At 52.7% G+C, this 13,313-nt stretch carries 13 protein-coding genes; 5 read left to right on the forward strand and 8 right to left on the reverse strand.

The genetic code is table 11. The features are described from left to right. Window positions 1–436 precede the first annotated feature (436 nt). Both tenA and ACNRUY_RS16590 read right to left on the reverse strand, forming a co-directional pair. A complete protein-coding gene (gene tenA / locus ACNRUY_RS16585; RefSeq protein WP_488112763.1) occupies window positions 437–1,132 on the reverse strand; it encodes a thiaminase II in 696 nt (231 codons plus the stop codon). Beyond that, the gene (locus ACNRUY_RS16590; protein ID WP_488112764.1) at window positions 1,132–1,350 is read right to left on the reverse strand and encodes a type II toxin-antitoxin system Phd/YefM family antitoxin; all 219 of its coding nucleotides are present in this window, start codon (window positions 1,348–1,350) and stop codon (window positions 1,132–1,134) included. The genes tenA and ACNRUY_RS16590 overlap by 1 nt, the downstream gene beginning before the upstream one ends. 197 nt (window positions 1,351–1,547) lie before the next feature. Between ACNRUY_RS16590 and ACNRUY_RS16595 the strand changes: the two genes are divergently transcribed. Both ACNRUY_RS16595 and ACNRUY_RS16600 read left to right on the forward strand, forming a co-directional pair. Continuing rightward, window positions 1,548–1,787 carry a type II toxin-antitoxin system CcdA family antitoxin gene (locus tag ACNRUY_RS16595; RefSeq protein ID WP_488112765.1) on the forward strand — a complete coding sequence of 80 codons (240 nt, stop codon included), beginning with the start codon at window positions 1,548–1,550 and terminating at the stop codon, window positions 1,785–1,787. Beyond that, complete coding sequence (locus tag ACNRUY_RS16600) at window positions 1,771–2,064, forward strand: CcdB family protein (RefSeq protein ID WP_488112766.1); 294 nt, start codon at window positions 1,771–1,773, stop codon at window positions 2,062–2,064. The genes ACNRUY_RS16595 and ACNRUY_RS16600 overlap by 17 nt, the downstream gene beginning before the upstream one ends. A 33-nt stretch (window positions 2,065–2,097) precedes the next feature. On the opposite strand, the gene parE is transcribed toward ACNRUY_RS16600, so the two are convergent. Beyond that, window positions 2,098–3,990 carry a DNA topoisomerase IV subunit B gene (gene parE, locus ACNRUY_RS16605; protein ID WP_488112767.1) on the reverse strand — a complete coding sequence of 631 codons (1,893 nt, stop codon included), beginning with the start codon at window positions 3,988–3,990 and terminating at the stop codon, window positions 2,098–2,100. 189 nt (window positions 3,991–4,179) lie between these two features. On the opposite strand from parE, the gene ACNRUY_RS16610 reads away from it, so the two are divergent. After that, window positions 4,180–5,727, forward strand: a complete 1,548-nt coding sequence (locus tag ACNRUY_RS16610) for an AMP-binding protein (protein WP_488112768.1) — start codon at window positions 4,180–4,182, stop codon at window positions 5,725–5,727. Window positions 5,728–5,740: 13 nt separating this feature from the next. Here the strand turns inward: ACNRUY_RS16610 and ACNRUY_RS16615 are convergent, their stop codons facing one another. Together ACNRUY_RS16615 and ACNRUY_RS16620 are read right to left on the reverse strand one after the other, a co-directional pair. Then, window positions 5,741–6,349: a YqiA/YcfP family alpha/beta fold hydrolase gene (locus ACNRUY_RS16615; RefSeq protein WP_488112769.1), complete on the reverse strand. Its 609-nt coding sequence runs from the start codon at window positions 6,347–6,349 to the stop codon at window positions 5,741–5,743. Then, the gene (locus tag ACNRUY_RS16620; RefSeq protein WP_488112770.1) at window positions 6,346–6,891 is read right to left on the reverse strand and encodes an LOG family protein; all 546 of its coding nucleotides are present in this window, start codon (window positions 6,889–6,891) and stop codon (window positions 6,346–6,348) included. Before ACNRUY_RS16620 ends, ACNRUY_RS16615 begins: the two co-directional genes overlap by 4 nt. Window positions 6,892–7,087: 196 nt before the next feature. Here ACNRUY_RS16620 and ACNRUY_RS16625 point away from each other — a divergent pair, with 196 nt between their 5' ends. Continuing rightward, the gene (locus ACNRUY_RS16625; protein ID WP_488112771.1) at window positions 7,088–8,347 is read left to right on the forward strand and encodes an MFS transporter; all 1,260 of its coding nucleotides are present in this window, start codon (window positions 7,088–7,090) and stop codon (window positions 8,345–8,347) included. Window positions 8,348–8,370: 23 nt separating this feature from the next. Here the strand turns inward: ACNRUY_RS16625 and focA are convergent, their stop codons facing one another. Next, the gene (focA, locus tag ACNRUY_RS16630; RefSeq protein ID WP_488112772.1) at window positions 8,371–9,228 is read right to left on the reverse strand and encodes a formate transporter FocA; all 858 of its coding nucleotides are present in this window, start codon (window positions 9,226–9,228) and stop codon (window positions 8,371–8,373) included. Between the two features lie 449 nt (window positions 9,229–9,677). Between focA and ACNRUY_RS16635 the strand changes: the two genes are divergently transcribed. Further along, the gene (locus ACNRUY_RS16635) at window positions 9,678–10,169 is read left to right on the forward strand and encodes a hypothetical protein (protein WP_488112773.1); all 492 of its coding nucleotides are present in this window, start codon (window positions 9,678–9,680) and stop codon (window positions 10,167–10,169) included. Window positions 10,170–10,243: 74 nt separating this feature from the next. On the opposite strand, the gene ACNRUY_RS16640 is transcribed toward ACNRUY_RS16635, so the two are convergent. Together ACNRUY_RS16640 and ACNRUY_RS16645 are read right to left on the reverse strand one after the other, a co-directional pair. After that, window positions 10,244–11,788, reverse strand: coding sequence for a S41 family peptidase (locus ACNRUY_RS16640; RefSeq protein WP_488112774.1), 1,545 nt, complete (start codon window positions 11,786–11,788; stop codon window positions 10,244–10,246). A 247-nt stretch (window positions 11,789–12,035) separates the two neighbouring features. Continuing rightward, window positions 12,036–13,208, reverse strand: a complete 1,173-nt coding sequence (locus ACNRUY_RS16645) for a murein hydrolase activator EnvC family protein (protein WP_488112775.1) — start codon at window positions 13,206–13,208, stop codon at window positions 12,036–12,038. Between the last annotated feature and the right edge of the window lie 105 nt (window positions 13,209–13,313).

The following is a 13,313-nucleotide window of genomic DNA, read 5'->3' on the forward strand; positions in this document are numbered from 1 at the left end:
CAACAAAATACCTGTCTCGTTACCTCGGGTGGAAAAGGTTTCTTAAAACTCAACTCTTCTCAGAGGAGGCTTTTTTAGATCAAGTTTCTATACATTGGGTAGAGCAACACTTAATTTGAACAGCGCCCTGACAGAACATTTACCATAAATTCAAGTACAACGCTTCATAATTACAACAAAGCAGCGCTTCAATAAATCTGTCATTCACAACAAGTAAAAAAGAAACTCAACCACAAACAATCAGCAAGCTAAAACTTCCTGAAAACCTCTCAACCATAACGGCCCCAGCGCGTTTGCAGTGAATGGGGATGACCACCTGTAGGTTGCTGCTGAACATGGCGAAGCGCAACGTGAACCCGGTATAAATACAGCACACCGGCGTTGCGCTTTACTTCGATCAGCAGCAACCTACGCACCGGACAAGTGAAAAAGCCCCTTAAAAAGCCCGATCCCAGCCCATCTGCCAGAACCCAACCTCCAGCCGGGTTGCCTCCCGGAAAGTACGACAGAGACTTTCCATCCGCCCTTCATTGAAACGCTGCTCCGCCAGCCGGTCCAGGGACTGGATCTGCCGAACCGCACCCTCCAGATACTCATCACCGCCGTAAGCCTCTATCCAGCTCCAGTAAGGGTTACCTTCCTTTCGGGTGGCAGGATCATTGATCAGCCGACGGCCAATTTCCGCATACCCTACCGCACAGGGAGACAGGGCCGTGTACAAATCCAGAATATCACCGGCCATACCCCGTTCCAGCACATAGCGGGTATAGGCCATATTGGCCCGGGCTTCCGGTACTTTGACCACATCCGCTTCCGTCATCCCCCATTGTGAGCAGTATTCCAGATGCAGGGTCATCTCCCCCAGAATGGCGCCCACGGAATCGGAAGCCGAGCGCATGTCCGCCAGATTGTCTGCTTTATACACCGCCAGGGCATAGGCTCTGGAGAAGTGGATCAGAAACAGGTAGTCCTGCTGCAGGTAGTGCCGGAAGCAATCCTCAGGAAGGCTGCCATCGGCAATTCCCTCAACAAACCGGTGATGGCAGTAATCCTGCCAGTCCTGTGAACAGGCGGCTTTCATCCGCCCATATAAAGTGCGGGTGTCGTCAAACAGGGAGGTATCTACGGTCATTACAGCGTTCCGGATTCAAAAGGGTCATTAAAGGCAAGAACACTGCCCTCCAACTGTTCCAGAGGACTCCTGGTTTCACCATCACCCTGAAAAGGCTTGAGAACCAAAACCCGCTTGCCATGGGAGGTTATGATAACCTCCTCGCCACTGCGTTCAACCTCCCGCATAATTGCGAGTGCCTGCGCCTTGAAAGTGGACTTTGAAATTTCTGTCTTCATAGCCTGCCCATAATCCTGTTCCTGAAATCAAAATAGGACAGGCAATGGACAATATCTCAAGTATTGGGTGAATGTATAACCTACTGGTGAACACATCGTCACTGAAGAGCGCTACAAGAATGTTTATGCTATATATTACTATCCTGTCAGCATACAAATATGAGTAACTCTCTTATACAAATCGGCGAGGTTCAGTGATGGCAAAAACAAGAACGAGCGTATCGATTGACAAAGACCTCCTCAAAGAGGCCAGAAGCTGCGGGCTTGGCTCCTTGTCGATGCTGTTTGAAAATCTGCTGCGAGAAGAAGTGAGAAAAGTAAAAGCCGAGCGCTGGAAGCAGGAAAACCAGGAAGCCATTGAAGAATACAACCGGAGAATAGAGAGAGAAGGCACACTGGCCGAGAAGTATGGAGCCTGGCATGGTCAGTCAGTTTGATGTTTACCAGCTAGACAGCACACTCCTTGTGGTTCTTCAATCAGAGCTGGTAGAAACAGCTACTGTAATATCTGCTCCTCTTATACCCGCCCTCAGGGTTGAAAAACCCATTAACACCCTTATGCCAGAACTGATCATTGAAGGAGAAAGATACTTTCTCGATACCCCCAATCTGGCAGCCATCCCTACAGGTATACTCCGTCGAAAGCTATCCAATATCAGCGGACATCGTCTGGATATTCTCTCAGCCGTTGACCTTCTATTCACCGGCTTCTGAGGGTGGAAGCACTCCCACCCCCAATGTTTTGCTTCAGGCAATCTCCACCAGATCCCCTTTGGATTCCAGCCAGGACTTGCGATCACTGCTGCGCTTTTTCGCCAGCAACATATCCATGCGCTGGGTGGTTTCAGTGAAATCATCCAGGGTCAGCTGAACCAGACGCCGGGTATCGGCTGACATGGTGGTTTCACGGAGCTGCAGGGGGTTCATCTCACCCAGCCCTTTGAAGCGCTGGACATTAATTTTACCCCGCTTGCTTTCCACCCGGATCCGTTCCAGGACCCCGTCTTTTTCCCCTTCGTCCAGGGCGTAGTAAACCTCTTTGCCGATATCAATCCGGTAAAGGGGCGGCATGGCCACATAGATATGCCCCTGCTCCACCAGCGGGCGGAAGTGCCTGACAAACAGGGCACAGAGCAGAGTGGCGATGTGCAAACCATCCGAATCAGCATCCGCCAGGATACAGATTTTTCCGTAGCGCAATCCATCCAGGTTGTCGGATGCCGGATCGACTCCCAGTGCCACCGAAATATCGTGAATTTCCTGGGAAGCCAGCACCTCTGACGAGTCCACCTCCCAGCTGTTGAGAATCTTCCCACGCAGCGGCATGATGGCCTGGTACTCACGATCCCGGGCCTGCTTGGCAGAGCCTCCCGCCGAGTCACCCTCCACCAGGAACAACTCGGTCATACTGAGATCCTGACTGGCACAGTCTGCCAGCTTCCCTGGCAGTGCAGGGCCCTGGGTGACCTTCTTCCTGGCCACCTTTTTGGCTTTTCGCATCCGCTTCTGGGCATTGTTGATGCACAGTTCTGCCAGCTGTTCCCCTTCGGCGGTATGCTGGTTCAGCCAGAGGCTGAAAGCATCCTTGGCCACTCCGGACACAAAGCCCGCGCACTCCCTGGAAGACAGGCGTTCCTTGGTTTGCCCGGAGAACTGAGGGTCTGCCAGTTTGGCAGACAGCACATAGGCACAGTTCTCCCAGAGATCATCGGGCCCCAGCTTGATACCTCTGGGCAGCAGATTACGGAACTCGCAGAACTCACGGATCGCCTCCAGAAGGCCGGTGCGCAACCCATTGACATGAGTGCCTCCCAGGGGGGTCGGAATCAGGTTCACATAGCTTTCTGCCAGCAGCTCCCCTCCTTCCGGCAACCACTGCACCGCCCAGTCCACAGCTTCACTTTCTCCCTGCAGGGAACCGGTAAAGGGCTCCGAGGGCAGAGTCGGGTATTCATGGGTGCTGCCTTTCAGATAATCTTTCAGGCCATCTTCGTAATACCACTCCGTCAGATCACCGGATATTTTGTCATCAAACTCCACTTTCAGGCCCGGGCAGAGCACTGCCTTGGCCCGGAGCACATGCATCAGCCGTGGCACCGAAAATTTCGGCGAATCAAAGTAGCTAGCATCGGGCCAGAAGCGAACCGTGGTACCTGTATTCCGGCGGCCACAGGTATCAATTTCACGCAGGTCCTCATCCTTGTATCCGTCCTTGAAACTGATGGCGGAAACCACAGCATTACGGCGCACCGTCACTTCGAGACGGCTCGACAGGGCATTCACCACCGAGACCCCCACCCCGTGAAGGCCTCCGGAAAACTGATAGTTTTTATTGGAGAACTTTCCCCCGGCATGGAGGCGGGTAAGGATCAGCTCAATACCGGAAATACCGTGTTCCGGATGAATGTCGGTGGGCATTCCCCGACCATCGTCCATGACTTCCAGAGACTGGTCCTTGTGAAGGGTCACCCGAATGCGGCTGGCAAAGCCGGCCAGAGCTTCATCCACACTGTTATCGATGATTTCCTGGGCCAGGTGGTTGGGCCGGGTGGTATCGGTATACATGCCCGGCCGTTTACGAACCGGGTCAAGGCCACTGAGTACTTCAATAGCCTCGGCATTGTAGTCGTTGTTTCCCATGAGTCCTTGCTGACAAGTCGGTGGTTGGGAGTGAGCAAAATGTTATGAAATAGGAAAGTGTAACGAATAGGGCACAGACTGTTCAAACCGGTATTCAAACCCCCTGCCAATTGCATTCACATATTTTTCAAGTCAAGGCAGAAAAGCCTGTCTATACTTGCGCAACCTTCGGGAATCACAGAGGGCCTGATGCCTTTTTTGTCTCAGATCATTGGCCACCCACCAGAGCAAACCGTCATCATTGATGGAGAAGGCAGCCACAGCTATGGCAACCTGGTCAACCAGGCACGCCATCTGGCCAATACCCTGAAACAGGGCGCATTCAAGCCTATCGCCCCCCCTGCCGATGGGGGCTCAGACCCATCTCAACGAGAATGCATCGCCTTTCTCGCTGACCGCCAGGCTTCTTCGGCCATGGCATTGATTTCCATCTGGCTTGCGGAGTCCATAGCCGTCCCGCTGGATCCCATGATGTCCCTGCCCGAGTGGCAATGGCGAATGCGAAATCTTGATATCAAGCGGCTGATATACCCCCCCTCACTCAGCGCTGAAGCCCATTATCTGGCCCAGTCTGCCAATATCAAGCTGGTCTGCACCCGTGACTTGAGTGAAACGCCAGCCCCTCTAAAACTGGCCAGCACAGAAGACCACGCCCTGATTCTGTTTTCCAGTAAAACCCGACACCCCTTCCCGGTGGTACACTCTTTTCGCTCATTGATGGCCCAGGTGCAAGCGGTGCTCCAACTGTGGCAGTGGCAGCCGGAAGACAGACTCCTCCATGTCATGCCCCTTGCCCACTCCCACGGCCTGATCAGCGGCCTGCTCAGCGCCATGGCCGCCGGGAGCTGTTGTGAAATGGTTTATAACTTCAAAGTCCAGCCAATATGGAAGCACCTTTCCACGGGCAAAGCTTCTCTGTTTACCGCTGTCCCCACCCTCTATCAATATCTGGTGGATGCCTGGCATAAAGCACCAGACCATCAGCGCAGACATTGGCAGAAGGGAGCACAGAAACTCCGCCAGTGCATCACCGGCTCCACTCCCATTCCCCCGGGGCTTCAGGAACAATGGCAGCAGATTACCCGCAAACCATTGCTGTTTCGTTATGGCACCACGGAATCAGGCTTGATTCTCCATGAAACCAGTAACACCCGGCAATACCCCGGCATTGCTGGAGAACCTTTCCCGGGGGTCAGCCTGAGGGTTGTGGACGACAGAAGCAGAGTTCTGGCCACAGGTCCCGGTGAGCTGGAAGTCCGCAGTCCACAGCTCTTTAAGGAATACTATGGCAGCCCTGACGTAACACAGGAGAGCTATGACCATGGCTGGTTCCGGACCGGCAATCTGGCCATTCGATCGGGGGATATTTACCAGCTGCTGGGGCAACGCAATCCTGAAACCATTGAAGCCGGGGGCTACCGGGTTTCGGCCAGGGAGGTGGAAGTGGTACTGGATAACCATCCTCGTGTCAGTGAGTGTGCCGTACTGGGGACACCCTGCGAAATTTGGGGGGAAGCCATCTGCGCCTGTATTGTTTCCAAAACGGCCTCTTTAAACCTCGGGGAAGTCCGCGAATGGCTGACCCCCAGCCTGGCTGCCTACAAGCTGCCCGTCCGCCTGGCTCTACTTGATCAGCTTCCGAAAACCCCGGAGGGAGCCATCGACAGGCAGAGATTGAAGCAGGAGTTGTGTGCCCGTCACTACACCATCCAGACCAAAGCCCTTAGCCAGAATTAAGCACTGGTCATGGCTATTCGGAGGGGACCCCGAAAAATGTCATAATATCGGGTAAAGCTTCCTCAAAATGATCAAACCCGTGGCTTCCCCCTTCTTGAACCACCATTGGACTGTCTGAATACCTGGACACTGCCTCACGGTAATCCAGGACGTCATCGCCAGTCTGAACCATTAGCAGAGCAGAGTCCGGCTCTGAAGGCGGATCAACCTCAAGCACCAGCAACTGATCAATATAATCCCGATCCAAGACCCACTCCTGGCCAGTATGGAAGTTCTTCTGGGGGCCAAGAAAATCTTCAAACCGGCTGGCGGACAATACCACAGGATTAATCAAGACCAGCCGGACAGGGTAGTCGCCGGCTTTTGGTAGTAACCAGTTCTGGAGCCAGGCCCCCAGAAAACCGCCCAGTGAACTGCCCAGGATATAAATCGGTCGACTACCTACGCTGTTCTCAAGTTGGGATTGCAAAAATACCGATATATCCCTGGGAAGCATTGGTAAGTCGGGACCCCAGAACGCCAGGTCAAGATCGCACTGCTGGATATAGTCAGCCGTCAACCTTGCCTTATGGGACTGGGAAGAGCTGTTCAGGCCATGAAGATAAATCAGCAGAGGGTTCACAGCGCGTTCTCCAACAGACGCTCCACCACCCTGGCCGGGGACTCCTCTACAATCAGGCGGTCAAACCAGTGTTGTTTTAAAAAGCCTTCCTGAACAGAGTGTTTCAGCCAGGCCAGCAGATGGTCATAATAACCGGCTGTATTCAACAGGGAGCAGGTTTTGTCATGATACCCGGCCTGCCTGAGAGTCACTTCCTGAAACCACTCATCCATGCTGCCAGAGCCTCCGGACAGAACAATAAAGGCATCGGAAAGCTCACTCATTCTGGCTTTTCGATCATGCATGTTTTCAACCAGAATCAGCTCCGAAAGTCCGTTATGCACAAGCTCCAGATCCACCAGAGCCTGGGGAATAACACCAATCACCTTTCCGCCCCTGGCCAGGGCTCGATTGGCCACCACCCCCATGAGGCCAACGTTACCACCTCCATAGACAATGGTGATTTCCTGGCTCACCAGGTGATCCACAAGAGCCTCTGCGGCCCGATAGTATTCCGGTCTGACCCCATCATTGGCGCCACAGAAAATGCCTACTGCTTTCATACTTGTCTCTTTATCGAACAGTGTCTAACAGCCACCACAGGCTGAGGGTATGTTTCCGGGTAATGAGCCTTTTTCATCGTTGTGCAAAAAACGCTTGTGTGCCACTCATCGGACTTCTTCCGGGCAAACTCCACAAAAGCCATTAAACTCCATGCACTGGAAAATAAAAATGCTTTTCTGACAACCACTGACTGTCATGATTAAAAAACTGGTTTTCATTACCTGCCTGGGCGCTGTTCTGGAGTTTTACGACTTCGCTATCCTGATGGTGTTTCTGCCCCCCATGATGGACGTTTTCCTTTCGCCTTCACAGAGCAGCAATGCTCTCTGGCTGTTCGCTGTCTATGGGGTGGGTTACCTGGCAAGGCCTGTTGGCGGTGTCCTGTTCAGCCACTTTGGAGACCGGATAGGTCGCAAGCGGTTATTTCGTTTGTCCATCATCATGATGTCCACTTCAACACTGGCTATAGGGCTGTTACCCGGATTTGAGATACTGGGCTATTCCGCACTACCCCTGTTGGGAGGCCTGAGACTGGTACAGGGTTTTTCTGTGGGAGGTGAGCTGCCTGGCGCCATTGTCTTTGCCGCTGAGCATATTTCCCCCAGGATTAGAGGTCGGGTAACCTCTGCAATTGTTGCCTCTGCGGTTATGGGGCTGGTTATGGCATCCACCGCAGGCGTCCTGGTCAATGCCCTGCTGGAACCGGAACAGGTAACCGCTTGGGGTTGGAGGCTGGCTTTTGTTGCCGGAAGTGCCGTGGGTATCCTGGGCTATTTTCTGCGTCGAAGCATTTCAGAAACCCCTGTTTTCACTCAGATAATTCATCAAAGGGGCATTGTCCGGGTGCCGGTCATCACTCTGATCAAACACCATGCCAGAAGCGTTCTCACAGCCACGTCACTGTCATCCGCCGCAGCCATTATGGTTGCCCTGTATATGTACCTCCCGGCCTATTCAGTCAGGCATCTGAACAACGATTCAACGGCCGTTTACCTCCTCAGCACCCTGACTATGCTCTCTCTGTCAGCCCTGACACTGGCCTCAGGCTGTCTGTCCGATATCACGGGAAGGAAAAGCGTTCTCACGACCGGTGGCATTCTACTGATTCTGGTTGCCCAGCCGGCTTTCCATGCTTTTATTGCCGGCACCTTCTGGCTGGTCGCCCTGCTCACCCTGATTCCGGCGTCTATTGCCAACGGCTGTTATCAGGTATCGGCTGTAGAGCTTTTTACAACCCCGGTCAGATATACCGGGGTAGCCATCAGCGTCAATATCGGAGTGGGTCTTTTTGGAGGGGGAACCCCTTACCTTCTGGAATTCTTTCATCAACAGGGGGTGGAGTGGGCCCCTCTGCTGATGATGCTACTGGCAGGTGGCATCGCTTTCTGTGGCAGCTGGTTTATGCCCCCTTCCTTTGGCAATCAACTGAACAAGCCACTCAATACTCCCCAATGACCGTTTTTCCTGGTGTGGCAGCTTCAGCCATTCTCCCGCAGATGCACAAACCAGTTACTTAAACCAACCATGACACCCCCACCAATGATGTTCCCCAGAGTAACCGGAATCAGGTTAAACAGAATAATGTTGGTGAAATTGATGGCGGCAAAATCCTGAGCCGTATACCCAATGGCATGCCAGAACTCTGGCCCCGCCAGGGTCTTAACCATGTAACCCATTGGGAGCAGGTACATGTTAGCCACGGAGTGCTCAAAACCTGCAGCAATAAAAGCTGCAACCGGAAGAATACAGGCAAACATCTTACCCACCGCTGTACGGGAACTGAGGGTCAGCCAATAGGTCAGGCACACCAGAATATTACAGAGAATACCCAGCACCAGGGCCTGACCGAAAGTGTGCCCCAGTTTTGCCTTGGCTATGTACATGGACGACAGCCCAACCAGACCATGGCCTCCTTCCCAGACACCGCCCCCGACAATGAGTGCTGCAAACAGCAGAGAACCGACCATGTTACCGAAATAGACCAGTGTCCAGTTTTTGATGATCTCAGAGAACTTCAACCGCCCAGTGGCCTTGCCCATCAACAGCAGTGTGCTGCTGGTAAACAGTTCTGCACCACAGAGAATGACCAGGATTAAACCGGTGCTGAATACAATGCCACCGATTAATTTAGCCATTCCATAGGGCATTCCCTGAGAGCCCGCCGTCACCACGGTGTAGAACATACCTGCGATAGCAATAAAGACACCCGCCAGAATCGCCAGGACAATGGTGATTTCAGGGTGCTTCTTCGCTTTGCCGACCGCAGCCTGCTCTGCCAGTTTTGCCATTTCGGCGGGAGGCACTGCACCGAATTCGGGCATATTTTGAATCTGCATGGGTTTATCCACAGCCAGTCATGAAAAAAAGGGGCTAAGTCTATCAGCGGGATGTTTGCTGCATCAGAGTGGTTACTTCAGAAGGATTTACGAAAAATACCTAGAAAACAAAACGATCGTTTATATATGGCGTACTCCCTGATAAAAAGCTCGATCAACCGTTTACTATTGGTGCTCATGGGAGCACAAAAATGCACCATAACCGGGCTCAAAAAAGATCTTTTGAAGAATAGTTGATTCTTGTAAAAAATCCGGGGAGGATAAGAGTAACATCAAAAAAGTCATCCTGGCTGACAGATAAAAACGACTCACATTCGCAATCCCTGTTATCCAGCCACCCACTTCCCGGTCACGGAGGGAAAGGTGTAATGAATGACCATCAGTTGTTGCCCGGACTCAGGACAAAAAAAACGCGACTGAAGCTCTTATTGGTCAGTGCAGGGATACTTATGGCTGCAGGCCAGGCAACAGCCGAGACAGACAGTAAAGAAGCCGAGGAGTCCTTTCCACCACCGGTCCATAGCGAAGGAATAACAGAGGCAGAACTCAACCTGCCCATGAAAGCCTCATCCATTGCCCTCAGCAACCACTCCATCACCCCGGCAGATACGGCCAGGGGACTGCGCATTGACTACCAGCCATTCAACAACAACTTCAGCATGTCGGCAGGCAGTTTTCACAGCCCGGCCGGGGAATCAAATCTGGTCCGCTACAACAATAAAGCCTATCTCGGCGTCGGCTGGAAAAAGCTGGTGGATGAAACCAGAGACCTGGGTGTGCGGGTAGACATCGGCGCTTTTTATGAAACAGAGCAGGAGGCTCCCACGGTGGTCAGCCCATCGGTGAACAGCCTGAAATCCATTCTGAAAGAGGGGTTTTCTGACCCTGCTAATGCCCGCTGGCAGCCTATGATCAGTCTCGGAGTCTCTTATCGGTTCTAGCCTGCATATTGCATGCAATATGCAGGCTGGCAGCCTTCACCAACAGGTAATGAAAGCTGCAGAAGTGGAAGAGCCTATGGCGCTTTCTTATTGACTGAGTTGACTGCAGCCGCTTTCACTGGTGTCACCGCCAACGCCGTTTCGGATTTCGGAGCCGCCTTGGCATTGATATGCATGCCCTTAAGCACATTCAATGCCTGGCTCAGCTGAAAGTCCTGGGCAAGCTGTTTGGCAATGTCTTCCTCAGCCTTGTCTTTCACCTTTGACTTTTTCGGCTTGCGCTTATCATCGGCCTTCTTGCCACTGGAGCTGCCATTGGAAAGATGCCTCTGAAGGTCTGCCTCTTTATATTGTGCCGGGGCATCAATAGGTGTCACCTTGGCTCTTTGCACCACAATATCAGGCTTGATGCCTTCTGCCTGGATGGACCTCCCCTTGGGGGTATAATAAAGAGCCGTGGTCAACTTCAACCCTTTTGCAGAGTCGACACTCAGGGGCAGAACGGTTTGCACAGACCCCTTGCCAAACGACTGGGTGCCCAGCAATACCGCGCGACTGTGGTCCTGAAGGGCTCCGGCAACAATTTCAGAAGCAGAAGCCGAGCCACCATTGATCAATACCACCAGAGGCACTCCTTCAGATGGGTCGTCTGAAGTGGCGTTGAAACGCAGTTCCGAATTGGGAATCCTTCCTTCCGTATAAACAATCAGGCCTTTCTTGATAAAGGCATCAACCACCCCCACTGCGGCCTGTAAAACCCCGCCAGGGTTGTTCCTGAGATCAAGCACCAGGCCGTTAAGCTTGTGGTCTTTCTGGTCTTTTTTCAGTTTGTTCAGGCTTTCCACCAGCTCTTTGCCGGTATCAGCCTGAAACTGGCTGATGCGAATGTAGCCATAGCCACTTTCCAGGGTTTTGGCTTTAACACTCTGAACCTTGATCACGGCCCGCTTCAGAGAAATCTCCAGAGGTTTTTGTTCACCCTCACGAACAATGGTCAGCTTGATGGGAGTGCCAGCCTTACCCCGCATTTTTTCAACGGACTGCATCAGGGTCAGCCCCTTAACGGACACATCATCCAGTTTGATAATCAGGTCCCCGGCCTGGACACCTGCCTTTGAGGCGGGGGTATCATCAATGGGGCTGACGACTTTGATAAAACCGTCTTCCATGCCCACTTCGATACCCAGCCCACCAAACTCACCGGAGGTATTTTCTTCCAGCTCTTTAAAATCCTGGGGCTTCAGGTAAGCAGAATGGGGGTCAAGACCACTGAGCATGCCCTGGATGGCATTCTCCAGCAAAGTTCGGTCATCCACTTCCTCAACATAGGCTTTCTTGATTCGCTGCATCACTTCAGTGAATGTCCGCAGATCCTCAAGAGGCAGCTTTGCCTGGGGGGCTGCCGCTTTCTCTTGCCCAGCCTCCGCTGTTACCGGTTTTTCACTCTCTTTTGCCGGGGCCACTTTCACCGGAGCTGTTTTTTCAGGAGCGGCCGGAGCCTCCTCCCCAACCGGGGCTGCCCAGGAAACCGACGTAAAACAGGCAACCGCCACCAGAGTAAATGCTCTGAGGAGCCTTTCCGCTTTGAATAGCCGGTTAGAATGAAAGGTCAAAATCATGAAAGCTCCTGCGTGCTTTATTAGAGTCAGAGAAGTATAGCGGCTGTACTCGTGCCCCTAGGGCATCACTAAAGATCAACTGTTTGTCGAGTAGGTTATCGGTTCAATGACTCGAAACTCCAGAACAGGTCTGGAAGTGGGCTTCAGGGAGTATTGCAGATATCCGCGAATGCCGTTATTTCTTTGCACACCCTTTAAGCCCCCATTTCGGGTTTCAGCAGCCTGTGAATAAGGAAAATAAAAGACGTTACCGTCTCAGCCAGAGCGACGGGTTCTGGGGGTTGCCTTTATGACGGACTTCAAAATAGAGACCTTCATTGAGCTGGCCACCGGTCTGGCCACTGAGCGCCAGGGTTTCCCCGGCCAGGACAGACTCGCCCTCACTCATCAGCAGGGACCGGTTGTGGGCATACAGGGTCAGATAATCCTGGCCATGATCGACAATGGTCAACAAGCCATAGCCTCGCAACCAGTCCGAAAAAATAATTCGGCCATCATGTACCGCTTTGACCGGTGATCCCGCCTTCACCTGAATAAACATCCCCTGCCAGCGCATTCGGGTTTCCGGATGTTTCTCATTAAAGCCAAAGAGCACCTTGCCTTTCACCGGCCAGGGCATTTTCCCTTTGAGGGCTTTGAAAGGACGACCACCACTGACAGGCTGGCTTTTGATGGAGGCCAGCACCTGCTCCAGTTTTTTGCGTTGCTGCTCCAGGCGGGTTAACTCCTTGCCCCCGGACTGATAACGGCTGCCAAGCTTAGCCAGCAGTTTTTTTCGCTCCGCCTGCTGGCTGACCAGCGACTTTTTTCTCTGGGCAAGCTGCCGCTTTTCCTGGGATAACCGGGTTAACAGCGCCTGCTGTTGCTGCTCAACCGAATTCAGATCATCAATGGTCTGTTCGAATTCACGCACCGCTTTTAGTTGAGCGTCCTGAAGCACTTCCAGATAAACCAATTGCCGGGACACCGCTTCCGGGTCTTCCTGATTCAGCAACAACTTAATCCGGCTGTCGCCACTGGACAGGTACAGGGAACGCAGGCTGGCAGCGACAGCCTGCTTCTGCTCTTCACTTCTGGCCGTCAGTTCCTGCTGACGGCTTTGGAGCTTTTTTATCTCGTCCTGCCCCTCCTCCAGGCGTTTTTCCAGGGAGAGAACCTCCCGGTTCAACCGGCTGATGGCTTCATCGTTTTTCTGAATCAATGCCTGGGCAGACGTTCGCTCTTTATTCAGGACTTTCAGCATTTTCTTGATCTGCTCAATATCGCTGCTGATCTCCCTGATGTCTGCCTCCGTCTGTGTTTTTGTGGGACTGTTTTTTTCCAGGGCGGCATTACCTGCACTGTAACCAGCCGTGGGCAGACCAGTGAGCAAAACGGCCACCAGGGTTGCCAGGAAAGCATAACGGGTGGGTCTATTCATTGAGAATTCTTAGTCGATCAAAGGGGTCAAGGCACCAGTATGCCTGTTATTGGGGGACAGATACAGAAAAGGGAGGGCTCAAATAAGATAAGGCTGTTCCCATGC

The organism is Endozoicomonas sp. Z74 (assembly GCF_057680865.1).

Excerpts from the sequence above, each read along its gene's own strand:
- tenA (WP_488112763.1), bottom strand. The coding sequence starts at position 1,132 with ATGACCGTAGATACCTCCCTGTTTGACGACACCCGCACTTTATATGGG.
- ACNRUY_RS16590 (WP_488112764.1), bottom strand. The coding sequence starts at position 1,350 with ATGAAGACAGAAATTTCAAAGTCCACTTTCAAGGCGCAGGCACTCGCA.
- ACNRUY_RS16595 (WP_488112765.1), top strand. The coding sequence starts at position 1,548 with ATGGCAAAAACAAGAACGAGCGTATCGATTGACAAAGACCTCCTCAAA.
- ACNRUY_RS16600 (WP_488112766.1), top strand. The coding sequence starts at position 1,771 with ATGGTCAGTCAGTTTGATGTTTACCAGCTAGACAGCACACTCCTTGTG.
- parE (WP_488112767.1), bottom strand. The coding sequence starts at position 3,990 with ATGGGAAACAACGACTACAATGCCGAGGCTATTGAAGTACTCAGTGGC.
- ACNRUY_RS16610 (WP_488112768.1), top strand. The coding sequence starts at position 4,180 with ATGCCTTTTTTGTCTCAGATCATTGGCCACCCACCAGAGCAAACCGTC.
- ACNRUY_RS16620 (WP_488112770.1), bottom strand. The coding sequence starts at position 6,891 with ATGAAAGCAGTAGGCATTTTCTGTGGCGCCAATGATGGGGTCAGACCG.
- ACNRUY_RS16625 (WP_488112771.1), top strand. The coding sequence starts at position 7,088 with ATGATTAAAAAACTGGTTTTCATTACCTGCCTGGGCGCTGTTCTGGAG.
- focA (WP_488112772.1), bottom strand. The coding sequence starts at position 9,228 with ATGCAGATTCAAAATATGCCCGAATTCGGTGCAGTGCCTCCCGCCGAA.
- ACNRUY_RS16635 (WP_488112773.1), top strand. The coding sequence starts at position 9,678 with ATGGCTGCAGGCCAGGCAACAGCCGAGACAGACAGTAAAGAAGCCGAG.
- ACNRUY_RS16640 (WP_488112774.1), bottom strand. The coding sequence starts at position 11,788 with ATGATTTTGACCTTTCATTCTAACCGGCTATTCAAAGCGGAAAGGCTC.
- ACNRUY_RS16645 (WP_488112775.1), bottom strand. The coding sequence starts at position 13,208 with ATGAATAGACCCACCCGTTATGCTTTCCTGGCAACCCTGGTGGCCGTT.